Source organism: Flavobacterium sp. LS1R10, from assembly GCF_003968825.1.
GTDB lineage: Bacteria > Bacteroidota > Bacteroidia > Flavobacteriales > Flavobacteriaceae > Flavobacterium.
On the sequence record NZ_RYDH01000003.1, the window covers coordinates 265,746 to 291,296 of the forward strand.

Genomic DNA, 25,551 nt, shown 5'->3' on the forward strand with positions numbered 1-25,551 from the left:
CCCTTTCTAAATAAACTTAAATTTATTAATGGTTAAGAAAATTATTTTATATATCCTGAAGATTAACTTGTTTAGATTTTAAAACTCACTATTCCGTAATCCATTTCGAATACCTGACCTGAAATTGATTTTGCATTTTCAGATATCAGGAAGTCTACCATGTGTGCTACTTCCCGAGGTTTCAAATAGCCTTTCATCGGGTGGCGTTCTATCATATTCTCTTTCATACGGTCATTTCTCAAAATTCCTGCGGCTAGTGTCGTTTCCGTAATTGTGGGAGCAATGGCATTGATGCGCACTACTGAAGCTAGTTCTGCTCCTAATGATTTCACTAATCCTTCTACACCCGCTTTTGCAGTAGCAATGCTCGCATGAAACGGCATTCCTAATTTTGCAGCAACCGTACTGAACAAAATAATGGATGGATTGGTTCCTTTTTTCAAAACAGGCAAATATTTTTGGATCGCTTTTACGGCACCAATAACATTAATTTCAAAATCTGTTCTGAAATCGTCAATACTAAGACTTCCTATGGGTTTCAAGTTGATAGAACCCGGACAATAAATTAATGTATCTATCGCTTCAATTTCCGGAAGTGTATCTTGTAACACATTTACTGAAAAATGTTTCAGATTGGGATGTGTGATCTCTGGTGCATTTCGGCTGATGTTATACACCATGTTTGTCTCTAATTGCTGCAACAAAATGGCATTTCCAATTCCTTTGCTTCCGCCAATGATTACGATATTTTTCATGTTATTTGGTCAGTTATTTAAATTCTATTTTGATTTTGTCGTTTATTGGATCCAATTTATCGTTTGGAAATCTTATTGTTATTAATCTGTCTTTGCATCGTACATTTAAAGCGGCCTTCGCGAAAATCTCTTAATTTTTCATGTTTTGTTTTACGACCTTGCACTCTTTCGCGCCACATTCTAAAACTGGATGGTTTCATCTCGGTGCGCATCAGGTCAATTACTTCTTGCTCTTTTAATCCAAATTGCATTAAAATTGCATCAAAAGTCGTGCGGTCTTCCCAAGCCATTTCTATAATACGGTCTTTGTCTAAATCGGTAAGTTCTTTTTTTATATTCACAATATGTTATTTAAAAGTGGTATTGATTTCTTTGTGCTTATCGCTGAAAAATTATTCGCTATCGCCAATATCAGTCATGGTATGCAGTTTTAATATCCGGGAACTTTCCTCTTTTACTAATGGATTTTTCTTCATTTTCCATAATAAATCGCTAGCATATTTTCTTGTTCGTTCCATGTTTACAATTTGTTTTGGATAGTGAATGCCCACTTCAAACTCATTAAATTTTTGATCTAAATAGGTCATTTTATTTGGTTCGTGCACAAATGCCCTTGGTAAGTTTCGCAATTCTGGAACCCATTTTTTTATAAACTCACCATCAGGATCGTGCTCATAGCTGTTTTTTATGGGATTATAAATACGCAACATATTGATTCCGGTCTCGCCAGCCTGCATTTGCAATTGAGGAAAATGAATTCCGGGTTCAAAATCAAGGAACATTTGCGATAAATGTTGTGTAGCGTTCTGCCAAGGTTGCCATAAATTATGAGTAAAAAAGGAAACTAACATTGCACGCATTCTAAAGTTCAAATACCCTGTTTCGTTCAAACAACGCATGGAAGCATCGACTAATGGAAATCCGGTGTATCCCGTTTTCCAAGCTTTAATATAATTTTCATTCACTTTCTTTTGCAACGAATGGAATCCTTTATTCACACTTTCAAACTCCATGACTTCTTCCGTTTCAAATTTTTGAATGAAATGTGCCTGCCAAGTCAGTCTGGATACAAACGAATCAATTTGTTTTTTGTCGCTGCAGTTGAGTCTGAATGTCGCTGCTTTTTGTAAAACCTGTCTGGAAGATAGATTTCCCCAAGCAATGTAAGGGGATAATCTGCTGCAACTTTTTCGAGCTAGTAATGGTTTTGAAATATGAGAACTGTAATTGTGATACCGTTCCTCAAAAAATGTTTGTAAATACTTTCCAGCCATACTGCTACCTCCTTTTTGGAAAATAGTATCGGGAATGGTTTCCAGATTGGTTTTTTCTAGTGCTTTTTCAAGCTCATTAATTGCTGCCATATTAAGGAAATTCTCTGCTTTCGAATCGAAAATAAATAATGATTCATTCATATATTCTTCCCATTTAGAAACCCAGTTTGCTCTGTTTCTCAATGCCCTGAAAATGCCATTATTAATATTTTCAACCCAATTGATCTGATTATTTTTACAAAATCGTTTGAAGGTTTTATCTCTTTCGTAAGTAATTTTTAACCCTGTTTCCTGATGCGAAAAAACAGTATCAATTTTGTATGTTTCCTCAAGGATATTAAATACCTGAAGCACTTCTGAGGAGACTGCTAAAACCTGCGTGTTCGATTGCTCCAGCTGCTTATTGATATCAACAAGGGACTGCTTGATGAAATTCCAGTGTCTAGAACTGTAATGCGAATCATTTTCTAAAGATTTCTCGAACACATAAAGCAACAAAGTAGGCGTATCTGTTTTTGTGGCATTAAAAATTGCTTCGTTATCCTGCAAACGAAGATCTCTTTTGAACCAAACTACATTGATATTTTTTTTATTTGTATTCATTTATTTTTTATAATAATAATTGTTGTTGTAGCCATAATTTTTGAAATTTTGATTGTCCGTCGTAATTCGTGGCTTGTAATTTAATATTAAATTTGCGATCTCTGGGATCGTTGCCTACTCCTGAAACATACATCCAGTTTCCATAATTGCTGTGAACATCGTAATCAATAAGCATTGCTTCAAAGTATGCCGCTCCTATACGCCAGTCCAATAGCAGATCTTTTGCAAAATACGACGCTACATTTTGTCTGCCGCGATTGCTCATCCAACCTGTTTGTTGTAATTCAAGCATATTTGCATTTATAAAAGGTTCTTCAGTTGCACCATTTATCCATTTATTGACGGCATATTTGTTTCTTTTCCAATCGTATTTTTTGTTTAAAATTCCGCCAATCTTAAAAATTGAATTTCCATTTTTTAACGAAATATATTTAAAATAATCTCTCCAAATTAGTTCAAAAACCAACCAGTATGTTGAGTCATTCTTCTCGATTTGTTGTTCATATTTCAAAATTTCCCAATAAATAGTTTTTGCAGAAATTGATCCATTAGACAACCAAGGTGAAAATTTCGAACTAAAATCAGTTCCAATTAATCCGTTTCGAGTTACTTTATAAACGCTCAGTTTTTTGGTTTTCCAAAAATAATTTTGCAAACGTTTCATTGCTTCATCTTCACCACCACCAAAAGGAAATGCCGTTCTGGAATCTATTTCAAAATCAGTAAAACCTAAATTTTTTATCGTAGGAATAACAGTTTGGTCTATGGTGTAATTATCAATTGACAACGGTTGAACTGAAAACTCAGGTCTGACTTTTGTCGTTTTTTCACATTTATTTCTGAATTGTGTAAAAACATTTGGAACCGCTTCAATTGCAAACGGTATTTCTTCCGGATGAAATAAGAACTGATTATAACTACTTTTAAACGCTACTGAATTTGGAACCTGAGTTTTTATGTTATCGGAAACTATCATTTCCTCAGAAGTCCATTCTTCTTGAAAATAGATCGAACTAATTTCGTTTTGAATGACAATCGCTGGAATACAGTCTTCTGGCTTTTGGTGATAAACCAATAAAGAAACATTCAAATTTTTTAGATTCTGTTTTAAAGCCGCTACCGATTCCAATAGAAATTTAGCACGGAATTTTTCTGTTTTTTTGAAACCATATTCATTTTCTTCAAAATGTCGTGGGTCAAAGCAATAAATTGCAATTACATGGTCATTTTCTTCCACCGCAGTAGATAGAGACTCATTATCATGAACTCTAAGATCATTCCTAAACCAAATTAACCCTTTTTGTTTCTTTTGCATTTTTCACTACAATATTTAACTTCGTTCCAAACTTTTTCCCATTTTTTCCGCCAGCTGAATGGTCGGTTGCAGACCGTACACATTTTTGAAGGCAGATTTTCTTTTTTCACTACTTGTATTTTTCAAATTCATTGACAACTATTTTCGCTTTTAAATCAAACATTAAATTGTACAATCCAAAAAAAGTTCTGTTCATATATATAAAATGTTTAGATCCACGATTTCCATTCATTTTACGAATATTGGTGTCTTTTGAAAATCGTTCCCCCAATTGTGCGATACTTTCAAAAAAACTTTCATCCGAGAAATCGAATATTTTCTCTTGAAAAGGTTTGGTAAACAACGATAATAAATCATGAAACAATTCTGTGAAATAGGCTATCTCTGCATCAGAATCATCAGCACGTAAAATTTCTAATTCAAATAATTTTGAATTGAATATTTTAGTATCGTTAATTACATCTTTACTTACCAGCTCAAAATAGGGGGTGTAAAATTCTGTTGGAATTTGTTTCATACAACCAAAATCTAATGCTACTAATTGGTTTGCATCGTTGACTAAGAAATTTCCAGGATGTGGATCAGCGTGTACTTTTCTTAAAATATGAATTTGGTACATATAAAAGTCCCATAAAGCCTGACCAACTTTATCTGCTACTTCCTGATTGGTATTTGTTTTTGTAAATTCAGAGAGATGTTTGCCATTCATCCAGTCCATTGTGATGACTTTGTCAGTTGAAAAGGCAGGGTAATATTCCGGAAAAACCAGATTTTCTATTTTTTTGCAGGCTTCAACTACGTCTTGACTTTGTTTTAATTCTAAAACATAATTAGTTTCCTCAATCAATTTGTCTTCAACTTCCTTGAAATATTTATCAGAGTCTTTTCCTTGAAGGTTGAACATTCTGATGGCAATAGGTTTCACCATGGATAAGTCAGAGGAGATGCTGTTAGCCACTCCGGGATATTGAATTTTTACCGCTAGTTTTTTACCGTCTTTCATAGCAACATGCACTTGCCCAATACTTGCTGCATTTACAGAGTTGGCGTTGAATTCATCAAATATTTCATAGGGTGTCTTCCCAAAATTTGTTTTGAAGGTTTTCAGTACTAACGGAGCTGAAAGTGGTGGGACAGAAAATTGGGATAGTGAAAATTTTTCTACATAGGCCTGAGGCAAAAAACTTTTATCCATACTCAACATTTGTGCTACTTTGAGCGCACTTCCTTTTAGGCTTTTTAGTCCGTCGTAAATATCCTCGGCATTGTCCTCGTTTAATTTTTCACGGGTCAAATCAGAATTGACTATTTTTTCACCGTAATATTTTAGGTAATTTACGCCAACTTTAGCACCGGTTTGTACCAGCTTAGTTGCTCTTTCAATTTTTGATGTTGGAATATAATCTATAGTTTTCATTACTTGTTGTATATTTTTTCTTTGAAAATGAATTTTCCAAAGTCGATTAAGCTGTCTATTGGTGCGATATTCATTAATTCAAAAGTTACTTTAACAGATTTTTCAATGTAAATGTCTGTTTTCTCAAAAGCAGCTGAGGCATCATCCAACCAAAACTTTAGCGTTAACAAAAGTTGAATCCAGGATGCTTCCTGAAAGGATTTCTCTTGAAAGTTTTGCAGTTTTTCCTGTTGTGTTCTAAATTCATCTGAGATTATTTCAGATAAATAATTTCTGAAACTGTTTCTGAGCCCAGAGAGTTGCATTAGTTTTTTCAACTGATTGTTGTGCTCCTTTAATACAAGAACAACGTAACTCCTGTTAGCAGTCAGGATCTCAAAAAATGTAAAGTAAAAACTTAACATTTTACTTTTCATGTCATACATTTCGTATTCCTTATTTTTGTTCAGTAAGTCAGTAGTTTTTTCTACAAACATTTTAAAAATTTCTTTCTCAATACTCTGAATTGTACCAAAAAAAGCATAAAATTCAGTTTCTGTAAAATCATTTATTTTTGTAAAATGATATACTGATTTTGGTTTCTCGCTGTGTTCAAGAACATAATTCATGTAGAACGAAACTATTTTGTCTTTTGTTACGGTTGTTTTTTTAGTAGCCATTTTTTCGGTGTTTCAAATTAGAGTATAAAGGTAATAAATGTTTAAACATATATCAATAAAGTTAAACAAAATTTAATATAATTTTAGTATCAATATAAATCAGTAGCTTTACAGTATTATGAAAAAGAATGTTTTAATAAGCGGAGGTTCGGGATTTATCGGAAAAAATTTAACTGCTTTGTTGGTCGCAAAAGGGTATACAGTTTCCATTTTGAGTAGAAGTGAAAAGCGTAATACAGAAGCTGTGTTTTATTATAAGTGGGATGTAGTAAATCACACTATTGATGAAGCGGCAGTTTTGAACGCCGATTATATTGTACATTTAGCTGGCGAGAATATTGGGGAGAGACGCTGGACGGCCAAACAAAAAGCGGCTATTATTGATAGCAGGGAGCAATCTGTTCAGTTGCTTTATACGGTTCTAAAAAAGCATGATAAAAAAGTAGAAGCGTTTATTTCCGCTTCGGCAGTAGGTATTTATGGTGCTGTCAATGGCGAAGAAATTTGTTCAGAAACCATGGCTCCTGCCAATGATTTTCTAGGATATACTTGCCAGAAATGGGAAGATGCCATAGACTTTATAGAGAATTTAAACATACGTACCGTAAAAATACGTACCGGATTAGTGTTAGGAAAAAATGATGGTTTTTTAATGAAACTCACTCCTTTATTCAAGTATCGATTGGGTTCTGGATTGGGATCGGGAGAGCAGTACATGCCTTGGATTCATATCGATGATTTGTGTGCGATCTACTTTCAGGCAATTGTCAATCCCAATATGGCTGGGCCGTATAATGCAGCGATTACTGATAATACTACAAACACCGTTTTTTCTAAAACCTTGGCATGTGTTTTTGGATATTCAATATGGTTGCCAAATGTACCTGCTTTTGTATTGAAATTAGCGATGGGGAAAATGGCGGTAATTGTACTAACGGGACGAAGGGTTTCTTCGGATAAAATAACTCAAACTGGGTTTAAATTTAAATTTAAAAATTTAGAAGGAGCTTTGAGAAATTGTTTAACAAAATAGATTTAATATAAGACACAAATGATTTTTGTGTTCACATTTTTGGATATTTTTCTGCGAACAATGAACGGAATTTTAATCTTGAAATCATCCGTATTTAGGGGAAATGTGGCATATAGCTCAATTCCCTGATCTACTTTTTTTAAGGTTCCGTTAAAAAGGAGCCTTTTAGTTCTTCCACGAATGGTTATCTTTCCATTTATTTGATATTCTCCTATAGTAGTATTTATGTTTTTTAAATCGAATTTAGCAATTTTCCCTTTAAAAATGGCTGTTGGAAAACGGTTGCTCTCCATATAATTATTGTTAAAATGTTCTTGCATCATTTTTTTTTTGAACTTAAAATCTTTGATGCTAATCCAACAAATGATCTGACCTGTCTTAGTGATTAAAATACAGGTTGTTTTCTCGTTGATTGCGTTCACTTCTTCAAATAATGGGATTGAAGCCTCAAAATTAATGATTCCGGAATAGGATACCATTTTTTCTTGAGCAGTGGTTGCTATTACAGTAAAGAGCAGCATTATTTGTATAATTTTTTTCATAATGATTTATGAATTAAATTACTTAAAGTTACAAAATAAGCAGTAAATATAAAATCATTGTTTGCTTGAAATAACAACTGGATAAGTTAATTTATCTGTTCTTTTTTAATAAGAAATTAGAGGTTTATTGTCCAAAAGAACAGCTGGTCTTTTGGATAATAAGTGTTTGCAACATTATAATTCTACTCGAACATTATATTTTTTTATATTTTCTAGTGCTTTTTCTGAACGGTAATCAAACGCTTCTTTATGGAGATTTTTTTCTTCTTTTAACGCTATTAGTTTGATGCAATTATAAAAACGGCGTACTTCATTGAGATTCGTGAGGATCAATCTGGGAACAAGGGTACTGTTGCCTTCCTTATCTTTGGCAACCATTGTGAAATAGGAGGAATTACAATGTTTAATTTTTCCGGTTTGAATGTTTTCGGCTTCTACCCGAATGCCAATAATCATAGAGCTTTTCCCTACATAATTCACGTTGGCTTTCATGGTTACCAATTCACCCACTTCAATAGGTTTAAGAAAGTTAACCGTATCTACCGATGCCGTTACGCAGTAATTTCCTGAAAATTTTGAAGCACAGGCAAAAGCAATTTGATCCATTAGGGATAAGATATACCCACCATGAATCTTGCCACTGAAATTAGTGTTTGAGGGTAACATCAATTCTGAAATACTAATGTCAGATGATGCTACTGTTTTAAAAATGCTGTTCATTTATTTGATTTTAAAGGGAGAATTAACTTTCTTGACATTAGTAATAAAATAGTGTGAATCGCCCCACCATGGGTAAGTTCTGTATCGTTCCATATAAGTTACTTGGACGTATTGTCCTTCAAATTTCTTTAAATCCGTAATTACTTTTTCCTCACTGTCCATTACCGAAAAAGAAAAAATTTGCGCACCGGAAATGCCTTGACTAATTTCGCCCTCCCAAGTTTTGAATACAACGCCCTTGCGACTCACTTTTATTAATTCGCCGGAGCGAACTCCTTCACTGTACGTAGCATAGTATATAAAAGTGAAATAACCCGCAACAGTTACTACAAGCAATACGGAAAGGATTAGTATGAATTTTTTCATTGGGATTTAGTTTAAAGTTAATTTTCGTTTTTTTCGGATCGGTTTATAATGCTTTCGGGAAGTGCTTTTTTCGCTTTAGCGCCCATTTTTTTTAATTTTTCGACACTCACAATCAGATTTCCTTTTCCTTCTACAAGTTTATTCATCGCACCGCTGTATTCTATTTTGCTCTCGTCTATTTTTTTTCCAATTTTGATTAGGTCTGCCACAAAACCTTCAAATTTATCATACAATGCACCAGCTTGACGTGCAATTTCGAGTGCGTTTTCCTGTTGTTTTTGATTGGTCCACATGCTGTCAATTGTTCGCAGGGTAGCCAGAAGAGTTGCTGGAGTAACAATGACAATGTTTTTCTCGAACGCTTTGTTGTATAAAGACGTATCCTCATTGAGTGCCATGGCAAAAGCAGGTTCAATAGGAATAAATAACAACACAAAATCAGGACTTTCTATTTGGTACAAATCATGGTAGTTCTTATTGCCAAGTTGCTCTACGTGGCGTTTGATGGAACTGACATGCTCTTTTAGATAGGCAATTTTCAGTAGATCATCTTCTTCATTGATATATTTTTCATACGCCGTCAAAGAAACTTTAGAGTCAACTATCATTTTTTTACCCTCCGGCAGATTGATCACAACGTCAGGGAAAACACGATTTCCATCTTCGGTAGTAAAGGCTTGTTGCACCTCATATTCACGGCCTTTCTCCAAACCTGATTTTTCAAGAACGCGTTCTAATACTAATTCGCCCCAATTTCCCTGCATCTTACTGTCGCCTTTCAAAGCCTTAGTTAGGTTAATAGTTTCCCTGCTCATCTGGATATTCATTTCGCGTAAGCCCAGAATTTGTTGGCGTAATGCCGCATGATAATCAATACTTTCTTTGTGGGTGTCTTCAACTTTTTTTTCAAACAATTGAATTTTATCCTGTAATGGTGTCAGGATATTTTTCATGTTTTCCTTGTTCTGTTCCGTGAATTTATTGGACTTTTCTTCTAATATTTTATTGGCAAGATTCTCAAATTCCTTGGTGAATTTTTCTTGTAGTTTTTCCACTTCTTCTTTTTGTTCTTTGTTGCGTTCCCAAAGATTCTCAAAATCAACTTCTTTTTTTGAAAGCTGAATGGCTAAACTGTCTTTTTCGTTCCTGATGCTTTCTTTTTGGGAATGGGTGTTTTCCAGTTGCTTTTCAAAAGTTATTTTGTCTACAATTAGTTGTTCTTTCAGTTGATTGAATTGGGTGGAAAATGCAATCAGTTTTTCTTCTAAACTAATTTTTTCCGATTGAAATCGAGCAGAGAAAATGAGCTTGCCAATGAAAACACCAATCGCGAGCGCAACAATAAAAATCAATAAAAACGGAAACATATCTGACATAGAATTTCTTTTTGAAACGTTGTAAAAATAAACAAAAGTTTCCTGATTTTCTTTCGGAAATCAAAATACTAATGCAAGTTTTTTTATAGAAAGTTATTAATTTTGATGACTCAAACAGGCGGAGTTTTAAAAACATATTAGATAAAAAAGCCAGATTTCATTTTTGAAATCTGGCTTTTTTGAATACTGAAATTAGTCGTTTACTTTTTTACTAATTTATCTTTGAAAACTACTTTAGTACCATTGGAAAGGGTATAAATATAAATTCCTACCGGTAAATGAGCCACATCAATTCTTGTTGTGTTATCGCTGTTAAAACCTTTTAATTCAATTGGAACTCCCACCGATCTTCCTTGAATATCATAAATAGTTAGCTTCAGGTCTTTTGTGTTTCCGGAATTAATTACGATAGTAAAGGATTCTGAAGCAGGATTTGGATACGTAACTACTGTTGATTTAGTAGTCGAAATCAAATCATTAGTTGATAAGGTGGTATTCGTTTTAAGTTGGAAACGCGCAATGACCGGCCCATGATCAGAGGTGGTGTTGACATAATTAGCCACATCCAGTCTCGGGTCGTAAACTGTTGTTGAATTTGGTACATACTCTGCCATTAATTCATTTGAAATGATAATATGGTCTAAGAAACCTCCAGAAGACAGGTAGCTGAAAGCTCCCGCTTTGCTGATTTCTAAAGTCAAAGGGTTGTAACGGGCCGTATCCTCAACCATTTTTTGGTACGAGGATGGGTTACCTGCAATTACAGATTCGTCGACATCATCGTTATAATCTCCTAAGAGGATTAAATTGGCCTCTGGATAATTGACATCTAAACTGTCTTTCAACAATTCAGCGTCATATTTCCTCATATTGTATCTTGCGATATCGCTGCCACTATTTGCTCTGGCATGAATGTTAATGATTTTTATGTCTTTTTTTATACCGCCAATATTAGTTTCAATTTCAACCATTTGCGGTAAGCGACCAGAGGAATAAAAACTAGCGCTATTTCCGCCCGGGTAATTGGGTAAAGTTGCATTTCCTGCACGAATATCATCAAAAAGTTTGCTGAACAGTACTCGACTTTTTTTTACTGAGCTTGTTTGAGTATTGTAAAGAACCACTAATTTTTGAGCAGGGAAGTCAGGTGTAGGCGCATTGAAAGAATAGGACCAAGCAGGAGAAATCACTTTGGCAAAAGTTTTTCCGTTGATGCTTATTTTTTGGATTAATGTCTCTAAAGCCGCATCATCTGAAACCTCTTGTACGGCATAAACATCAGCATTCAACGTATTCATGACTTTTGCCACATTTTCAATTTGTAGCGCATCATCAGTTGGACCAAATTCAGTTCCTGTTGCACCGATTACATTGCTTCCAAAAAATTCTACGTTGTACGTTACGATGTCAAATGTTTCTGTTTTAGGTAACGAGGATCCTGATAAAGATCCAATTTCTTGATTTAACCCGGTTCCAACAGCGGTCAAACGACCTGAAATACTCAATGCTTTAGAGGAAGGGAAAAAACGTGCATAAATTATTTTTCCAGCAACTCCGTCAGCAGCTGAAACCGCTACACTGGATTGAAAATTACTGTTGTCAACAGACAACTGGTAATCAGCAGGAGCTGTAACAGTGATATCGCTATAACCACCAGCCATGAAAACAAACGACTGGCTTGTTGATGCGGTATTTGGTGCTACTTCTCCAAAATTAAAATTAGGATTTGAAGCTAAAAATGACGCTTCATTAGATATTTTCACATCATCAACAGTCCATTCGGCGCTATCCGTACCGCCGGAAGTTGCAGCCTCATATACCCAGGCCACATAAGTATGATTGGTTTTATAGGCCTCGAGATTGATATATTGCGATTGTTTGAAAGTTCCTGTAGTACTTGGAAAATCGCCTTCAAGAACCGTCCAAGTGGCTGTTTCCGGGGTGCTTTTGCCATCATAATCTACTGAGACCATTAATTTAAGCGGTGTTCCAGCGAAAAATTTACGCGAATAAAAAGACAATAATGGGAATTTATCAAAAGTGTCCAAACGTAAATTAGGAGAAATTAACCAATCTTTACTGGCACCTGTTTCTGAATATCCATTCATTTGTACAGCAGCAGGAGAACTGTTGAAACGGGTAGTTGTGCTCACCCATTTACTCTTGCCTCCTGCCACACTATATTCTGTCCAACCACTGTTTGTAAGTACATTTACATCATTAAAATTTTGAAAATAAGGATTTATTCCTGTTCCTGATAAAGACACCGTCTTTGTAGAAGCGCCAGTAGATTCATGAGTGATTTGACCTGAAAAAAGACCAGTTGTAGTAGGTGTAAATCGTACATAAACTGTAGGTGTTGTATTGTTATTGAAATCTTGGGAAGCAAAAACCAATGCCGTTTGAAAACCAGTACTTTGATTTTTAGAAATGGTAAAGTTTCCGGATGTTGTCAGGGTTACTGCTCCAGTAAGATTAAGCGCTTCAATCTGGTAGTTTATTGCCGTTGAACTGAAATTTTGCTCCACAAAATTAAAATCTAATGCAGCTTTAGTAGTCGACAAAGAGGGAACAAGAACGCTGGAAGTTGTTATGTTTAATAGATTGCTTTCAGTTTGAGTATTACCAGTTGCATCTTCAGATATAGAATATAAAACATAATCAGTGCCTAACGATAATCCCGTTATGGTTTTTACAGACTCAATCGCGGCGTCCTTAATTTCCAGGATACCGGATTGTAAAGCGGGTGCATTGGTCGCATTTGTTCCTGCTTTTATTTGTGCACCTCTTGGGGTCGCACTTCCTGAAGGCAATAGCACAAAATAGGTTTTTCCGGGCTCGTCTAGTTTAGTCGAAAAATCAAATCCATCAGAAAGAATGCTGCTTATTTTTGGATATCCCACGGCATTTACAGGAGCTGTAACATCATTTATCACACTAATGTCATCAATGGCAAATGAGGGACGGGAACCACCGCCTGAAACTTGTCTTGAAATCCATCGGATCTGAACTACGTCTTTATTGTCGCATTCTATTGGCAGTACAACTTTTATTTTTTGAATGTTTTGCCCTATTGTTCCTGAAGTTTGTCCTGTTGTACCGCTCGAATACACCGTTGGGGATAAAGTAATAAAAGCATCAGCGGTGCCCACTCTGTATTGCAGGACGAACTCGTTGATCCGCGTATTAGAAGTTCCGTTATAGGGATTACGAATCACCATGGCATCATATTCTACGGTAATTCTAGATTTACCAAGTGTTTTGAAAGCAAATCCTAAAGTTAAATCCAATGAACCGGTATTTAGAAAACCAATTTTTCCATTGTAATTATGGAAATTCCCGCTCGTTGTTGCAGCGGTACTACTGGCCACTAATGGTTTGTCTGCAACAACTGCAGCTGCGGTATTAAATGTACTTCCCGGTGCTGTACTGGCTGTCCAGCCCTGAAATCCGGCGGGATATGTAGCAGAGGCTGCATCTAAAGTTGAAAAATCCTGTAAAAAAAGTAAATCTTGAGGAGCTGGCGCAGTTCCTTGGGCAAAAATAGAGGCCGTAAAGCAATAAAAAAAACTTAAAAAAGCCAGGATATGGCACAAATGGTACTTGTTTTTCATAGGTTTACGATTGAATTAGGAGTCAAAAATAACATTTCTTACGTTAACAGAATATTATAAATTCGTACTTCAGATTGTTTTTAAAGGAATTTATTATAAAAGAAAAGAGCTTCAGTAAAACCCAATTGTTCGCTTTTTTTCAATACGATGAATTCTTATTTTATCCAGTTTTATATTTCCTTCGATTTCAAAAGCTATACTTCAGAATTTATATTTTTGGGTGGATTTTAACTACTACTGCATACTTCATCTGTCAGTCGGCTTTTTCAAACCTAAAGCAGTTGTTTTTCTGCAATCTGTATTTTTAAAGTTAAGATAGCAACTTGCTGTAACAGTTCATCATTTATCCAAAGTAATTCTATTCGTTAATAAAATATTTAGTTTACACCAATAAATGTTTTCGGTTTTACTTTTTTAAACCCATTAAAAACTAAGCTATCTTTGTGCCAAAACAGAAAGTATAACATGTCTCATTCGCACTTTATCATACACAAACCATACGGCTATCTGAGCCAGTTTATTTATGAGCTCAAAAGGAAAAAGAAACTGCTGGGTGAATTGTACGATTTTCCCAAAGGAACGATGGCAATAGGACGTCTTGACGAAGATTCAGAAGGGTTATTGTTGCTGACCACGGACGGAATGATGAGCGAAATCATTAGAAGCAAAAAAGTCGACAAGGAATATTATGTACAAGTTGATGGTATTATTAATCAGGATGCCATTCAGCAATTGCAAAAAGGAGTCGAAATTGGTTTTAATGGCACTAAATACATCACTAAACCGTGTACTGCTTTTTTGATAAATGAAGTTCCCGCTTTTGGTGCCAGAGGGAAAAAAATAAGGGACGAACGCCATGGTCCAACTTCCTGGGCTTCAATTACTGTCAATGAAGGAAAGTTTCGCCAAGTACGAAAAATGACCGCAGCGGTTGGGTTTCCTACCTTGCGATTGGTTCGAGTGCGGATAGGAAATGTTTTTTTACATGATTTACAGGCGGGAGAAGTTGTGGAAGTGTCTGATTTTGCAGTCCATTCAAATGAAAAATAACAATAAAAAATACAATAGTTACAATGTTAAATATCGTTTTAGTAGAACCCGAAATACCAAATAATACCGGAAATATTGGCCGATTGTGCGTAGGAACCGAAAGCCGGTTGCATCTAATTCATCCTTTTGGTTTTGTGATCAATGATAAAAATCTAAAGCGTTCTGGACTCGATTATTGGGTGCATCTTGACGTTACCGAATATCAAAATATAGCCGAATGGAAAGTGCAGATTCCGGATTTGTCCCGCGTTTTTCTGATGAGTTCCCATTCTAAAAAATCGTATTTAGAAAATGATTTTCAAGAGGGTGACTGGTTGGTTTTTGGCAAAGAAAGCAAAGGGTTGAGTGAAGCTGTTTTAAACGAATTCCCCAATCATCTGACAATTCCTATGGCACCGCTGATCCGGAGTTTCAATATTGCTAATTCCGTGGCTTTTGTCATTGGCGAAGCAAAAAGACAAATAGGATTGCAGATTTAAGAAATAATAAACTTTCCTTTTTCAGCATCAAAAACAATATGCTCATCTTTGAACAGCGTATTGAAAGTTCCTTTCATAATCAAATTACAAGGTTGGTCCTGAACGACGGTTTCCGGAGTCATAATGATCATTTCATCACTTAATTGTATGGCCATATCAATATCATGTGTAGAAAAAAGAATGCATTTTTGAGTTTCCGCTGTAAGTTTTTTTAGGAGTTTAAACAACACCACTTTGTGTAATAAATCTAAATGAGTTGTGGGTTCATCCAGAATGATTAACGGTGTGTCTTGTGCTAAAGCCCTTGCGATCAGAACGATTTGTAACTGTCCGTCACTGATTTCGTAATGTTTTTTTGAGACCAAATGACCAATTTGTGTGAGTGCAATTGCTTGGTTAATTTTAGCAATATCAGTGTCGGTTAATTTTCCAATCCAATTGGTGTACGGTTGCCTTCCTAAAGCGATGAGTTCCCAAACGGTCAAATTACTGGGCGGTAATTTTTCAGTTAAAACGATGCTTAAATTTTGTGCCAAGGTTAACGTATCCAGCTCTTGAATATTTTTGTTATTCAGCAAAGCAGTTCCTGAAAGGGGTTTCTGAATTCCGGTTATGGTTCGTAAAAGTGTAGATTTTCCAATTCCGTTAGCGCCTATTAAGGTAATGAGTTTTCCTTTATCTAAGTTTAAGTTGAGGTTTTCGGCAATACAAATAGCCGCACTTTTAGTTTTGTAACCAATGCTCAAATTGTTTGTTGAAAGGATGTTCTTAGTGGTACTCATTTTTCTTTTTTTGGAAAATTTAAACGTCGATTATATCGATTTTAAAAACAAATATAAATATAGGCACGCAATTTTTAATATTATCCCATCATTTTTCGTTTTCGGACAATCAGCCAGATAACTATAGGCGCTCCTAGTAAGGAAGTGATGGCATTTATTGGCAATGTGATATTCGTACCTGGCATTTGGGAAATTGCATCGCAAATGAGCATTATTGCTGCTCCTAAAAGGAGGGTGCTCCAGTACAATATAGAATGGTTGCTGGTTTGAAACAGTAATTTTGCTATATGTGGCACGGCTAAACCAATGAAAGCTATAGGTCCAGCATACGCAGTAATGCTTCCCGCCAAAATACTCGTTGCAATAATGATAATCAATCGTGTTCTTTTGAAATTCAGTCCCATACTTTGGGCATAATTCTCTCCTAAAAGCAAGGCATTAAGTGGTTTTACGCTGAATAGGCTTAATAATAATCCTATAACTACGCACACTGTCAAAATCAAAATCGAGGACCAAGAAAGGTTCCCTAAAGATCCCATAGACCAGAAAGTGAATTTTTGCAATTGTTCTGCCGAGCTAAAATAGGTCAGTACGCCCACCACAGCACTTGTAAAACTACCAAACATCAAGCCTACAATCAGTATGGTCATCGTGTCCCGCAAGCGTCTGGAAATTACTAAAATGGCAAGTAGAACGATAGAACTGCCAAGGGTAGAGGCAAGGACTACTCCGTAAGACGACAGTAAAATACCACTTAGAAATGGAGGTAATAATCCCGCACCCAAAATTACAAAGGCAACTCCCAGACTCGCTCCTGAACTCAACCCTAAAACATAGGGACCAGCCAGCGGGTTTCTAAAAAGGGTTTGCATTAATAATCCGCTGATCGAAAGTCCCATTCCCACTAAAACTGCAGTGATAGCCTTAGGTAAGCGGTAGTTGATGATAATGTATTCCCAAGTTGATCTGCTGGACTGACCACCGGTTAAACTCGTGTACACCTCCCGAAAAGGAATTCGTATCGAACCCAAACTGATGTTCAGAAAAAACAAGAAAAGAAGCCCTAAAGCAAGAGCGGAAAATAAAAGGATATTTCGGTTTTTATTGGCCAACTTAGTTCAGTTTTTGTGCAAAAGTAAAAGTGTAATTTGGAAGCAATTCAGGGTGGAACATTTTGATGTAGTCTTTTAAAATCAAATCCGGTCTGCTCGGTCCTGTTTCATAATAAATGGTTCCTCCTGTTGCTCCTAATTTGCTTTCGAAAGTATAAATATTTTTGGTAGAAAAAGCGTTAAACTGACTGTAATGGGGATTGCTTTTTTCTAATTCTGACAGGTTTTTAAATGACCCGGAAGCAATCCAGTGAGTCGCATTTTTTGCTTTATACAATACCTGTTCAAAAGAAAGTGCTTGGCTTCCTGTTCCTTCCAGATTTGCCCAGAGATACGTTGCTTTTGCATCTTTCATGAATTGTGCCACCCAGCTGTTTCCCTTGGCAACAAACCATTGATCTTGATACATTGAGCCATACAATACAGTAGATTCAGGCTGTTTGTCTGCAACTAATTGTACCGCTTCCTTGTAGTCTTTTGTAATCTGGTCAAAAAGTATTTTAGCTTCTTTTTCTTTGCCAAAAAGAGCGCCATAAAGTTTGAGCCATTCTGCTTTTCCAAGAGGAGATTGTTCCATCCAGTCGCCTTGAATCATGATTTTCAATCCGCTTTTTTGTAAGTTTTCAATCATCGGGTTGTTATTGTCGATGCCAAAAGTGACAATCAGGTCAGGAGCGATATCGATGAGTTGTTCCATGTTTAGCTTTTCATTTTGCCCCACATTTTTGACGGAACCCTTGTCAATTAAACGACGGGTTTTTTCAGAAGATACGTAATCAGTATGCGGAAAACCAACTAATTTGTTTTCGGCACCAATCATTTCCAGGAAAGGAATATTGGTTGTTGAGGTAACCACAATCGTTTCTAACGGCACTTGAATTATGAGGTTTTTTTGTAAAGTATCGGGAATAACAGCTCCTTTTTCTTTTAAGATGTAAGTGAAGTCTGTAGCAGCATTTGGCCATGGATTACTCACTTTTACCAGCGAGTACCCTTGATATTTGTAAATAGCCAGACCACTTGCATATTCAATTTCGTTGTTAGCGTTACTTATTTTTAGTGTTGCAGGGTTTTCGTTTTTTTTGCAACTGACGAATGATAAAAGTGCCACCGCAAAAAGGATTTTATAAAGATAAATTTTCATGATTCCATTTTCAATACAGGCAAAGGTAGGCCATTTATAAAATTTATTGTTTAATTTTTATAGTAAAAATTTCAACAAATACTATCTTTGACAAATGGATAGCCTAAAGATTAAAAACTGCTCCAGTTGTACAAAACCTTTTAACTGCGGGGACGATTTTCAAGGTAATAGCTGTTGGTGTGCTGATTTTCCTCCTGTTTTTTCTCCTTTAGATGGTGTGGATTGCCTTTGTCCCAGCTGTTTTGCTACGGCTTGTTCGATTAAAATTGAGGAGTATGTGGGCACAATAACCCCGGAAACGGCTAAAGGAAATAAAGCAGCAACTTTGCCTAAAACGGATCAGCTAATCGAAGGGATCGATTATTATATTGCACAAGGCAATTACGTTTTTAAGGCTTGGTTTCATTTAAAAAGAGGACATTGTTGTACTAATGGTTGCCGCCATTGTCCCTATGGATTTAAAAAAAAGTAGCATGATATATTTGATAACAGGTGGAGAACGCTCCGGAAAAAGCAGGTATGCACAGGATCTGGCAATGGAACTTTCGGCCAGACCCATGTATGTGGCAACCGCCAGAAAATGGGATGGTGATTTTCAAAAGCGAATTGATCGTCACCAACAAGAACGTGACGAGCGCTGGATAAATATCGAAAAAGAAAAACAGTGGAGCGAGATCGATTTTTCCGGTAAAGTAGCCGTGATTGATTGTGTGACCCTTTGGTTGACTAATTTTTTTGTAGACACTAAAAATGATGTCGCTTTATGTTTGGAACAAGCCAAAGCCGAATTTGAACAAGTGGCCAATCAGGAAAATACAACCGTTATTATTATCACTAATGAGATTGGCATGGGCGTACATGCTGAAACTCAAATTGGCAGAAAATTTACCGAATTACAAGGTTGGATGAATCAATATTTAGCTAAAAATGCGGATAAGGTGATTTTGATGATTTCTGGAATTCCGGTTACTATAAAACAATAAAAGATGAATTTTGTAAGTTCTTGGAGCGGAGGAAAAGACAGCTGTTATGCTGTGATGAAAGCTAGTCAAAACGGTTTTATTCCAAAGGGATTACTCAATATGATGAATGAAAACGGGAAAGTTTCCCGCTCACACGGATTGCCGTTGTCTGTTTTGAAGCAGCAAGCCTAAAAAATGCAGGTGGCTATTGAATCACTGTTTGTCCAAACTTTAAAAGTACTCAAAAACATCGTATTTCAAGATGAAAAACTTAGATGAAATTATAAAATCGCGCCGAGATACCCGTCATTTTACCTCGGAACCAGTCCCTGAATCTGTTATTGAAAAAGCATTGCAGGCCGGTCATTATGCTCCTTCTGTTGGATTGACGGATGCTACAAAATATTACCTCATTAAATCAGATGTCATAAAAAAAGCCATAAAAAATTTATTTTTGGATTTTGATAAAAAAGCAGCGAATCAAACTGACACGGCAGCACAAAAAACGCAGTATCAAGCTTTAAAATTAGAGGCAATAGAGGAAGCACCGCTTGGATTGGTGATTTGTTATGATCGTTCGGTTTTGAATAATTTTACCATCGGCACCGTGGGAAGTAATGAAGCCATCAAATTTAGTGCGGTTTGTGCTGCGCAAAATATTTGGCTTTCCCTAACCGAACAAGGGTATTCCATGGGCTGGGTTTCTATTTTGAATTATAGTCAGTTCAAGGAATTATTGGGTTTGGGAGAAAACATGGAGCCTTTAGGGTATTTCTGTGTGGGAAAACCAGCTACTGATTACGACAACCAACCCATGTTACAGCAATTGAATTGGAAACAAAAATCAGAAAGTCCATCTGTCGAAGAAATTACGAAAGTGCATCAAAAAGATAAAATTTCGGTGCCGGAATTTAAGACTGCAATTCTAGATACAATCCATTTATCTGAAGCACTGCAGTATAAAATCGATCAGAAGACCAAGCCAACAGGTTCATTGGGTGTTTTGGAAGTTTTAGCCAAACAAATTGGCGAAGTTTTTCAAACATTGGAACCAAAAATTTTAGAACCTACACTTGTTGTTTTTGCTGCAGATCACGGAATTGCTGCCCACGGTGTTAGCGCTTATCCACAAGATGTTACCAGACAAATGGTGGCTAATTTTCTGGACGGTGGAGCTGCAATAAATGTGTTTTGTAAACAAAATTCCATCAAATTAGCCATAGTTGATGCAGGAGTAAATTATGATTTTTCGATGACGAGTACTTTGATTTCGGCCAAAATTGCCAAAGGAACCCAGTCGTTTCTGCAGGGTCCGGCAATGAGTCTTACCGAATTGCAGCACTGTTATACCAAGGGAAATGAAATTGTTACTGCTATTGCCAAAACGGGAAGTAATTGTATTGGTTTTGGAGAAATGGGTATTGGGAATACATCAACTGCTTCAGTTTTGATGAGTGTAATTACTGGAATTGCAATTGAAGACTGTATCGGAAAAGGAACGGGAGTTAGCGATGAAAGACTACTTCAAAAACACCGCTTACTCAAAAAAGCTATAGATGATTATCAAGGCTCCTCAGCATTAGAGGCTCAGTTAGCTCATTTTGGCGGCTTTGAAATTATGCAAATGGTTTCTGGAATGCTTGCAGCGTATCAAAACAAAATGCTGCTTCTCGTAGATGGATTTATTTGCAGTGTGGCTTTTTTGATTGCCTATAAAAAAAATCCACTGATTCTAAAAAATGCTGTTTTCTGTCATTGTTCTGCAGAACAGGCGCATGCTAAATTATTGGATTATTTAGGTGTAAAAGCCCTGCTCCAACTTGACTTGCGCTTGGGCGAAGGAACGGGTTGTGCGGTGGCTTTTCCAATTATTCAATCGGCAGTTGCTTTTTTGAATGAAATGGCCAGTTTTGATAGTGCCGGTGTGAGTACAAAATAATAATTTTTTCAGTCCAAATTCATAAATAGAGCACTAAAAACGACATAAAATCCAGATTGCATTCACATGAAAAAAGAACTACACATATTTTTTACCGCATTGATGTTTTACACCCGAATTCCCTGTCCTAAAAACATCGATCATAACCCGGATTATTTAAACAAGGCATCTCGTTATTTTCCTTTAATTGGTTGGATTGTAGGTACTATTAGTTTTTTAGTCTATGATGTATCGGTTGGTGTTTTTACCCCTGAAATAGCGATTGTTCTCTCGATGATTGCTGGAATCCTTACTACCGGTGCTTTTCATGAAGATGGTTTTGCTGATGTTTGTGATGGTTTTGGTGGGGGTTGGACCAAAGAAAAAATCTTGGTGATAATGAAAGACAGTGCCATTGGAGCTTATGGTGCCATAGGTTTGGTACTGCTGTTTTTATTGAAGTTTCAGGCTGTTTCGGAGGTACTTACTACTTCTTCATTACAGAATTTATTGCTTTTTGTTGCAGCACATTCCGTGAGTCGTCTGGCAGCCATTTCTATTGTTTTTACGCATCAGTATTCCCGTGAAGATGCCTCGAGTAAAAGCAAGCCCATTGCACAAAGTTATTCCTGGCGTGAGGTGATTGGGGCGTTCTTTTTTGGGTTGTTACCGCTTATTGTTTTGTCTTTTTTTCATTGGCAAATGCTGTTGGTGTTAGTGCCGGTTTTTATCACCCGCTTTTTTCTGGCTCGTTATTTTCAAAAATGGTTAGATGGCTATACGGGGGACTGTCTTGGTGCAACACAGCAAGTTTGTGAAATTATATTCTACTTATCTTGTATTGCTTTATGGAAGTTTATTTAGTACGCCATACCGAAACCGTTTGTGAAAAAGGAATTTGCTACGGACAAGCTGATGTGGCATTGTTGGAACCTTATGAACAACAATTTGAAGCCATAAAAGCACAAATTCCTGCTGAAAGTATCGTGTACTCTAGTCCGTTAAATCGGTGCGTGGAGTTGGCAAACTTCCTATCATCAACAAAAATACAAATGGACTCCCGGTTAATGGAAATGAATTTTGGTGATTGGGAATTAAAAAATTGGGATAGCGTTCCGGTTATCGATTTTACTCCTTGGATGAATGATTTTGTTCATGTTCGTGTGCCAAACGGGGAGTCTTTTACAGACCTCCATGATAGAGTTAGCGATTTTTTAGATAATGGACTTCCTAAAAAGACCATTAAACCTATTGTGATCGTGACCCATGCCGGAGTGATTCGAAGTATTTTGTGTAAAATTACAAAGTTGCCATTACAAGAAGCGTTTCAAAATAAAGTGAACTTTGGAGCGGTGATTAAAATTGAAGTATAAAATTGAGAATAGTGTAGGATAATAACGTAATATAATTTTATCTTTGCCACCGTAATGAGGTTGCTGTTTTGTTTTTCATACCAGCATTAAAAGGGAATCAGGTAAGCGATTACAGATTTCAGTATTCAGATTAGAGAGTTTACATCCTAAATCAAGAATCCTAAATCAAGAATCAAAAATCCTGGGCTGTACCCGCAACTGTAAGCTATAAAGCTTGTTGTTATCTACAAAACCACTGTTCGTCTTTGCGAATGGGAAGGTAAACAACAAGACGCGAGCCAGGAGACCTGCCTGTTACATCGAGTATCAAACTTTCGGGAAAAAAGGTTTGGGTATGGGTAATTCTATGCTTTTCTCCCATTTATAGTCATGTGGCAGTACCATAAAACTGCTATTAAATGTTTCAAAATGAACAAGAAAATCGTTCGTATTAGTGCGCTCTGCGTACTGATGACTTCGTGTGCTTTCGCACAACAAAAAGACACCATTGCATCCACAAATCAATTGAATGAGGTCGTAATTTCCGATTCTAAATTTGCTTTGCCAAAAGAAAAGTCCGGAAAAGTAATCGTAAAAATTACAGCCGAAGATTTAAAGAGAAGACAAGGGCAAACTGTAGCTACCATTTTGAGTTCAGTAGCCGGAATTGAAATCAACGGAAACCAAAGCCGGAATGGAAAGGATTTAGGGGTTTACATTCGTGGGGGACGAAATCATCAAGTGCTAATTCTTATTGATGGTGTTCCGGTTACCGATGCTTCTGGAATTAGCTTATCGTATGATTTGCGCTTGCTGCCCGTTGAACAAATAGAAAGTATTGAGGTGATGAAAGGCGCTTCAAGTACTTTATACGGATCGGGTGCCGCTGCCGGAGTTATTAATATTACGTTGAAAAAAGCTTCCAAAAAAGCGATTGCAGCAAATGCATACCTTAATGTGGGCACCCAAACGATTGCCAATCAGGAAAATTATAGTATAAATGACTACAGCCAAGGGGTTGCTTTGAACGGAAGCGCTGAAAAAATTAATTATTATGCTTCCTTAAACAGCACCGAAACCACGGGAATTTCTGAGGCAAAATCACCTAATGACGCTGTTTTATTTGAAGCTGATCGTTTTTCCAGAGTGAACTCAGTGGTGAAAATTGGTTTCAAGCCAACAGCTAAATTAGATTTGGATTTCTTTGCAAACTACGATAAAATAAAAAGCGATTTTGATGCAGGATCTTTTGCGGATAACGATGAAAACGGCAGTGCCTCTGAACAATTTAGAGTTGGGTTTTCACCAAAATACAAATATAAAAAAGGAGAATTTGTAATCAATTCAAGTGCTAATTTAATTACAAGATCCATTTTTAATTATGGAACAATGTTGGATTATAAATCCAGAAGCGTCAATGCAGATGCGTTTAATAAATATGAAATTTCACCTGAATTGTTCCTGGTAACAGGTGCTCAATTTCAATTTCATGAAATGTCTAATGAAAGTCCGTATGAGGCCATTGCAAATGAATTGGCCAAATTTAATATGATTGATCCCTATGTGACGGCGGTTTACAGCTCTGAATTTGGGTTAAACCTGAATTTGGGAGCTCGTTATAACATGCACAGTAAATACGGAAATAATTTAGTTTACAATGTAAATCCTTCTTTTTCATTTCCTAATTTACCATTGAAACTACTAGCTTCTTACAGTACGGCTTTTGTAGCCCCTAGCTTGTATCAATTGTATTCTCCTTATGGTGATTTGAATTTATCCTCAGAGAAAGATAAAACATTTGAATTGGGTTTTGAAACAACGATGATTGATAAAAAATTGGTTCTGAATGCTTTGGTTTTTCAAAGAGAGGAAGAAAATGCGATTGGGTTTGATTTAGTGTCTTACAAGTATTTTAATGTTGCGGGTCTAAATAAAGCCAAAGGTTTTGAGACCATGATTTCGTATGCTTTGACGGCTAAAATAAATTTGACTGCCAATTATGCGTTTACAGAATTAGAAAAACAATCACGAGTGCTGAATCCAAAACACAAAGCGAACGCCGCAGTTGATCTGCAAGCAACGCCTCGTTTGGCTTTTAATGCAACATATCAATTTGTTTCGGATCGTTATTTTGAGTATACAACATATCCGGCACCCACTTTTGATCCAGTATTGAATTCTGAAATACTGAAAGATTACCAGCTGATCAACATGAATGTACGGTATGAGTTGATCAAAAATCGAATGAATATTTTTGCAGCAGCAGATAATATTTTAGATAAGGATTTTGTTGAAACAAGAGGGTTTAGTACCAGAGGACGAAATTTCAAAGTAGGTTTGAATATCAAAATGTAATACCATTGCATTATTCCATAAAAAAAAGAGGCTTTCATCACTGAAAGCCTCTTTTTAGTTTATAAAATATTGTTACTTCAATTCTGAAATGAATGCTACGATAGTTGCGGCAATTTTATTTTGTTCCACATCATTGGTTAAATATTCTCGGTCACCAAGGTTAGACATATAACCCAATTCAACAAGTACAGCCGGGACTTCTGATTTTTTTAAAATGTAGAAGGGAGCTTTCTTTATTTCTGATGATTTTATAGTAGTATTGCGGATAAATTTGTTGCGAAGTTCCACCGCAATCTCATTTGACCTTTCATTCGCAATTGATTCTGTGGCAATATAAAATTCCATTCCTGATTTTGATAGATTTAAATTTTGATTGACATGAAGTGATAAAACTAAATCGGGTTTGATCTTGTTGATCAACGCAGAACGGTCACTCAAAGAAAGAAATTGGTCTCCAATTCTTGTAAGGTGTATGGTCACTTTCTCATTTTTGTTCAAAAATTTGATTTTGTCTGTGATTTTCGCTACAATTTGTTTTTCAGTAGCACTACTGGAAGTTGCTCCAAAATCAGATCCACCATGTCCGGCATCAATAACAATATTTATTTGTTCGGATGGGATAGTATTCGGAATTACAAATGCAAAAGAGACGACGGTGGCAAGAGTTAGAAATAACGAAATTGCTTTTTTCATGTGGTTTTGTTTAATTTGTTATTCAATTGT

The 25,551-nt window shown here is 36.2% G+C and carries 26 protein-coding genes and 1 riboswitch; of the genes, 10 read left to right on the plus strand and 16 right to left on the minus strand.

Annotated elements, in window-relative coordinates; all coding sequences use genetic code 11:
* Nucleotides 1–71: 71 nt before the first annotated feature.
* Genes EKL96_RS08320 through EKL96_RS08350 form a run of 7 tightly spaced genes read right to left on the minus strand, consistent with a single transcriptional unit; the run spans nucleotide 72 to nucleotide 6,023 of the window.
* Nucleotides 72–755 carry an SDR family NAD(P)-dependent oxidoreductase gene (locus EKL96_RS08320; RefSeq protein ID WP_126460738.1) on the minus strand — a complete coding sequence of 228 codons (684 nt, stop codon included), beginning with the start codon at nucleotides 753–755 and terminating at the stop codon, nucleotides 72–74.
* 56 nt (nucleotides 756–811) lie between these two features.
* A complete protein-coding gene (locus tag EKL96_RS08325) occupies nucleotides 812–1,096 on the minus strand; it encodes a TIGR03643 family protein (protein ID WP_255416288.1) in 285 nt (94 codons plus the stop codon).
* Between the two features lie 51 nt (nucleotides 1,097–1,147).
* The gene (locus EKL96_RS08330) at nucleotides 1,148–2,632 is read right to left on the minus strand and encodes a cryptochrome/deoxyribodipyrimidine photo-lyase family protein (protein WP_126460741.1); all 1,485 of its coding nucleotides are present in this window, start codon (nucleotides 2,630–2,632) and stop codon (nucleotides 1,148–1,150) included.
* 7 nt (nucleotides 2,633–2,639) lie between these two features.
* Nucleotides 2,640–3,947 (minus strand): DASH family cryptochrome, encoded by a 1,308-nt coding sequence (locus EKL96_RS08335; RefSeq protein ID WP_126460744.1) that lies wholly within the window; start codon nucleotides 3,945–3,947, stop codon nucleotides 2,640–2,642.
* Nucleotides 3,923–4,057: a DUF2256 domain-containing protein gene (locus EKL96_RS08340; RefSeq protein WP_126460749.1), complete on the minus strand. Its 135-nt coding sequence runs from the start codon at nucleotides 4,055–4,057 to the stop codon at nucleotides 3,923–3,925. The genes EKL96_RS08335 and EKL96_RS08340 overlap by 25 nt, the downstream gene beginning before the upstream one ends.
* Nucleotides 4,057–5,364: an ABC1 kinase family protein gene (locus tag EKL96_RS08345; protein ID WP_126460752.1), complete on the minus strand. Its 1,308-nt coding sequence runs from the start codon at nucleotides 5,362–5,364 to the stop codon at nucleotides 4,057–4,059. The genes EKL96_RS08340 and EKL96_RS08345 overlap by 1 nt, the downstream gene beginning before the upstream one ends.
* Nucleotides 5,364–6,023 (minus strand): TetR family transcriptional regulator C-terminal domain-containing protein, encoded by a 660-nt coding sequence (locus EKL96_RS08350; RefSeq protein WP_126460755.1) that lies wholly within the window; start codon nucleotides 6,021–6,023, stop codon nucleotides 5,364–5,366. The genes EKL96_RS08345 and EKL96_RS08350 overlap by 1 nt, the downstream gene beginning before the upstream one ends.
* 118 nt (nucleotides 6,024–6,141) lie before the next feature.
* On the opposite strand from EKL96_RS08350, the gene EKL96_RS08355 reads away from it, so the two are divergent.
* A complete protein-coding gene (locus EKL96_RS08355) occupies nucleotides 6,142–7,056 on the plus strand; it encodes a TIGR01777 family oxidoreductase (RefSeq protein WP_126460760.1) in 915 nt (304 codons plus the stop codon).
* Between the two features lie 2 nt (nucleotides 7,057–7,058).
* Here EKL96_RS08355 and EKL96_RS08360 read toward each other — a convergent pair whose 3' ends face one another.
* The 5 genes from EKL96_RS08360 to EKL96_RS08380 form a co-directional block, all read right to left on the minus strand.
* Nucleotides 7,059–7,598, minus strand: coding sequence for a YceI family protein (locus tag EKL96_RS08360; RefSeq protein ID WP_126460763.1), 540 nt, complete (start codon nucleotides 7,596–7,598; stop codon nucleotides 7,059–7,061).
* A 174-nt stretch (nucleotides 7,599–7,772) separates the two neighbouring features.
* Entirely contained in the window at nucleotides 7,773–8,318 is a 546-nt protein-coding gene (locus tag EKL96_RS08365; protein ID WP_126455565.1) for an acyl-CoA thioesterase, read from the minus strand.
* Nucleotides 8,319–8,684 (minus strand): 6-phosphogluconate dehydrogenase, encoded by a 366-nt coding sequence (locus EKL96_RS08370; RefSeq protein WP_126460766.1) that lies wholly within the window; start codon nucleotides 8,682–8,684, stop codon nucleotides 8,319–8,321.
* A gap of 17 nt (nucleotides 8,685–8,701) precedes the next feature.
* Nucleotides 8,702–10,060: a DNA recombination protein RmuC gene (gene rmuC / locus EKL96_RS08375; protein WP_126460769.1), complete on the minus strand. Its 1,359-nt coding sequence runs from the start codon at nucleotides 10,058–10,060 to the stop codon at nucleotides 8,702–8,704.
* Between the two features lie 200 nt (nucleotides 10,061–10,260).
* Nucleotides 10,261–13,674: a T9SS-dependent choice-of-anchor J family protein gene (locus EKL96_RS08380; RefSeq protein ID WP_126460772.1), complete on the minus strand. Its 3,414-nt coding sequence runs from the start codon at nucleotides 13,672–13,674 to the stop codon at nucleotides 10,261–10,263.
* A gap of 465 nt (nucleotides 13,675–14,139) precedes the next feature.
* On the opposite strand from EKL96_RS08380, the gene EKL96_RS08385 reads away from it, so the two are divergent.
* Entirely contained in the window at nucleotides 14,140–14,724 is a 585-nt protein-coding gene (locus tag EKL96_RS08385) for a pseudouridine synthase (protein WP_126455573.1), read from the plus strand.
* Nucleotides 14,725–14,747: 23 nt separating this feature from the next.
* The gene (locus EKL96_RS08390; protein ID WP_126455575.1) at nucleotides 14,748–15,203 is read left to right on the plus strand and encodes a tRNA (cytidine(34)-2'-O)-methyltransferase; all 456 of its coding nucleotides are present in this window, start codon (nucleotides 14,748–14,750) and stop codon (nucleotides 15,201–15,203) included.
* Here EKL96_RS08390 and EKL96_RS08395 read toward each other — a convergent pair.
* The 3 genes from EKL96_RS08395 to EKL96_RS08405 form a co-directional block, all read right to left on the minus strand.
* Nucleotides 15,200–15,985 (minus strand): ABC transporter ATP-binding protein, encoded by a 786-nt coding sequence (locus tag EKL96_RS08395; protein WP_126455577.1) that lies wholly within the window; start codon nucleotides 15,983–15,985, stop codon nucleotides 15,200–15,202. The genes EKL96_RS08390 and EKL96_RS08395 overlap by 4 nt on opposite strands.
* 80 nt (nucleotides 15,986–16,065) lie before the next feature.
* Nucleotides 16,066–17,097: an iron ABC transporter permease gene (locus tag EKL96_RS08400; RefSeq protein ID WP_126460775.1), complete on the minus strand. Its 1,032-nt coding sequence runs from the start codon at nucleotides 17,095–17,097 to the stop codon at nucleotides 16,066–16,068.
* 1 nt (nucleotide 17,098) lies between these two features.
* Nucleotides 17,099–18,241 (minus strand): ABC transporter substrate-binding protein, encoded by a 1,143-nt coding sequence (locus EKL96_RS08405; protein ID WP_126460778.1) that lies wholly within the window; start codon nucleotides 18,239–18,241, stop codon nucleotides 17,099–17,101.
* A 94-nt stretch (nucleotides 18,242–18,335) separates the two neighbouring features.
* Between EKL96_RS08405 and EKL96_RS08410 the strand changes: the two genes are divergently transcribed.
* From EKL96_RS08410 to EKL96_RS08440, 7 genes are all read left to right on the plus strand, one after another.
* On the plus strand, nucleotides 18,336–18,713 hold the full coding sequence (locus tag EKL96_RS08410) for a DUF5522 domain-containing protein (protein WP_126455583.1): 378 nt from the start codon (nucleotides 18,336–18,338) through the stop codon (nucleotides 18,711–18,713).
* Between the two features lies 1 nt (nucleotide 18,714).
* Entirely contained in the window at nucleotides 18,715–19,224 is a 510-nt protein-coding gene (locus EKL96_RS08415) for a bifunctional adenosylcobinamide kinase/adenosylcobinamide-phosphate guanylyltransferase (protein ID WP_126455584.1), read from the plus strand.
* A gap of 3 nt (nucleotides 19,225–19,227) precedes the next feature.
* Nucleotides 19,228–19,395 carry a hypothetical protein gene (locus tag EKL96_RS08420; RefSeq protein ID WP_126460781.1) on the plus strand — a complete coding sequence of 56 codons (168 nt, stop codon included), beginning with the start codon at nucleotides 19,228–19,230 and terminating at the stop codon, nucleotides 19,393–19,395.
* A gap of 70 nt (nucleotides 19,396–19,465) precedes the next feature.
* The gene (cobT, locus tag EKL96_RS08425) at nucleotides 19,466–21,142 is read left to right on the plus strand and encodes a nicotinate-nucleotide--dimethylbenzimidazole phosphoribosyltransferase (protein ID WP_126460784.1); all 1,677 of its coding nucleotides are present in this window, start codon (nucleotides 19,466–19,468) and stop codon (nucleotides 21,140–21,142) included.
* Nucleotides 21,143–21,208: 66 nt separating this feature from the next.
* Nucleotides 21,209–21,985, plus strand: a complete 777-nt coding sequence (locus EKL96_RS08430; protein ID WP_126460787.1) for an adenosylcobinamide-GDP ribazoletransferase — start codon at nucleotides 21,209–21,211, stop codon at nucleotides 21,983–21,985.
* Entirely contained in the window at nucleotides 21,970–22,494 is a 525-nt protein-coding gene (cobC, locus tag EKL96_RS08435; protein ID WP_126460790.1) for an alpha-ribazole phosphatase, read from the plus strand. Before EKL96_RS08430 ends, cobC begins: the two co-directional genes overlap by 16 nt.
* A gap of 40 nt (nucleotides 22,495–22,534) precedes the next feature.
* Nucleotides 22,535–22,804: riboswitch (cobalamin riboswitch) on the plus strand.
* A 98-nt stretch (nucleotides 22,805–22,902) separates the two neighbouring features.
* A complete protein-coding gene (locus tag EKL96_RS08440) occupies nucleotides 22,903–24,828 on the plus strand; it encodes a TonB-dependent receptor plug domain-containing protein (protein ID WP_233579282.1) in 1,926 nt (641 codons plus the stop codon).
* Nucleotides 24,829–24,900: 72 nt separating this feature from the next.
* Here EKL96_RS08440 and EKL96_RS08445 read toward each other — a convergent pair whose 3' ends face one another.
* On the minus strand, nucleotides 24,901–25,521 hold the full coding sequence (locus EKL96_RS08445) for an N-acetylmuramoyl-L-alanine amidase (RefSeq protein WP_126460793.1): 621 nt from the start codon (nucleotides 25,519–25,521) through the stop codon (nucleotides 24,901–24,903).
* Nucleotides 25,522–25,551: the final 30 nt, after the last annotated feature.

What these genes read in the sequence shown, in the direction of transcription:
- cobC (WP_126460790.1), top strand. Translation starts at nt 21,970, where the DNA reads ATGGAAGTTTATTTAGTACGCCATACCGAAACCGTTTGTGAAAAAGGA.
- EKL96_RS08345 (WP_126460752.1), bottom strand. Translation starts at nt 5,364, where the DNA reads ATGAAAACTATAGATTATATTCCAACATCAAAAATTGAAAGAGCAACT.
- EKL96_RS08385 (WP_126455573.1), top strand. Translation starts at nt 14,140, where the DNA reads ATGTCTCATTCGCACTTTATCATACACAAACCATACGGCTATCTGAGC.
- EKL96_RS08330 (WP_126460741.1), bottom strand. Translation starts at nt 2,632, where the DNA reads ATGAATACAAATAAAAAAAATATCAATGTAGTTTGGTTCAAAAGAGAT.
- EKL96_RS08405 (WP_126460778.1), bottom strand. Translation starts at nt 18,241, where the DNA reads ATGAAAATTTATCTTTATAAAATCCTTTTTGCGGTGGCACTTTTATCA.
- EKL96_RS08415 (WP_126455584.1), top strand. Translation starts at nt 18,715, where the DNA reads ATGATATATTTGATAACAGGTGGAGAACGCTCCGGAAAAAGCAGGTAT.
- EKL96_RS08420 (WP_126460781.1), top strand. Translation starts at nt 19,228, where the DNA reads ATGAATTTTGTAAGTTCTTGGAGCGGAGGAAAAGACAGCTGTTATGCT.
- EKL96_RS08390 (WP_126455575.1), top strand. Translation starts at nt 14,748, where the DNA reads ATGTTAAATATCGTTTTAGTAGAACCCGAAATACCAAATAATACCGGA.
- EKL96_RS08365 (WP_126455565.1), bottom strand. Translation starts at nt 8,318, where the DNA reads ATGAACAGCATTTTTAAAACAGTAGCATCATCTGACATTAGTATTTCA.
- EKL96_RS08350 (WP_126460755.1), bottom strand. Translation starts at nt 6,023, where the DNA reads ATGGCTACTAAAAAAACAACCGTAACAAAAGACAAAATAGTTTCGTTC.
- EKL96_RS08360 (WP_126460763.1), bottom strand. Translation starts at nt 7,598, where the DNA reads ATGAAAAAAATTATACAAATAATGCTGCTCTTTACTGTAATAGCAACC.
- EKL96_RS08395 (WP_126455577.1), bottom strand. Translation starts at nt 15,985, where the DNA reads ATGAGTACCACTAAGAACATCCTTTCAACAAACAATTTGAGCATTGGT.
- EKL96_RS08355 (WP_126460760.1), top strand. Translation starts at nt 6,142, where the DNA reads ATGAAAAAGAATGTTTTAATAAGCGGAGGTTCGGGATTTATCGGAAAA.
- EKL96_RS08370 (WP_126460766.1), bottom strand. Translation starts at nt 8,684, where the DNA reads ATGAAAAAATTCATACTAATCCTTTCCGTATTGCTTGTAGTAACTGTT.
- EKL96_RS08335 (WP_126460744.1), bottom strand. Translation starts at nt 3,947, where the DNA reads ATGCAAAAGAAACAAAAAGGGTTAATTTGGTTTAGGAATGATCTTAGA.
- EKL96_RS08430 (WP_126460787.1), top strand. Translation starts at nt 21,209, where the DNA reads ATGAAAAAAGAACTACACATATTTTTTACCGCATTGATGTTTTACACC.
- EKL96_RS08410 (WP_126455583.1), top strand. Translation starts at nt 18,336, where the DNA reads ATGGATAGCCTAAAGATTAAAAACTGCTCCAGTTGTACAAAACCTTTT.
- rmuC (WP_126460769.1), bottom strand. Translation starts at nt 10,060, where the DNA reads ATGTCAGATATGTTTCCGTTTTTATTGATTTTTATTGTTGCGCTCGCG.
- EKL96_RS08320 (WP_126460738.1), bottom strand. Translation starts at nt 755, where the DNA reads ATGAAAAATATCGTAATCATTGGCGGAAGCAAAGGAATTGGAAATGCC.
- EKL96_RS08445 (WP_126460793.1), bottom strand. Translation starts at nt 25,521, where the DNA reads ATGAAAAAAGCAATTTCGTTATTTCTAACTCTTGCCACCGTCGTCTCT.
- EKL96_RS08440 (WP_233579282.1), top strand. Translation starts at nt 22,903, where the DNA reads ATGAACAAGAAAATCGTTCGTATTAGTGCGCTCTGCGTACTGATGACT.
- cobT (WP_126460784.1), top strand. Translation starts at nt 19,466, where the DNA reads ATGAAAAACTTAGATGAAATTATAAAATCGCGCCGAGATACCCGTCAT.
- EKL96_RS08380 (WP_126460772.1), bottom strand. Translation starts at nt 13,674, where the DNA reads ATGAAAAACAAGTACCATTTGTGCCATATCCTGGCTTTTTTAAGTTTT.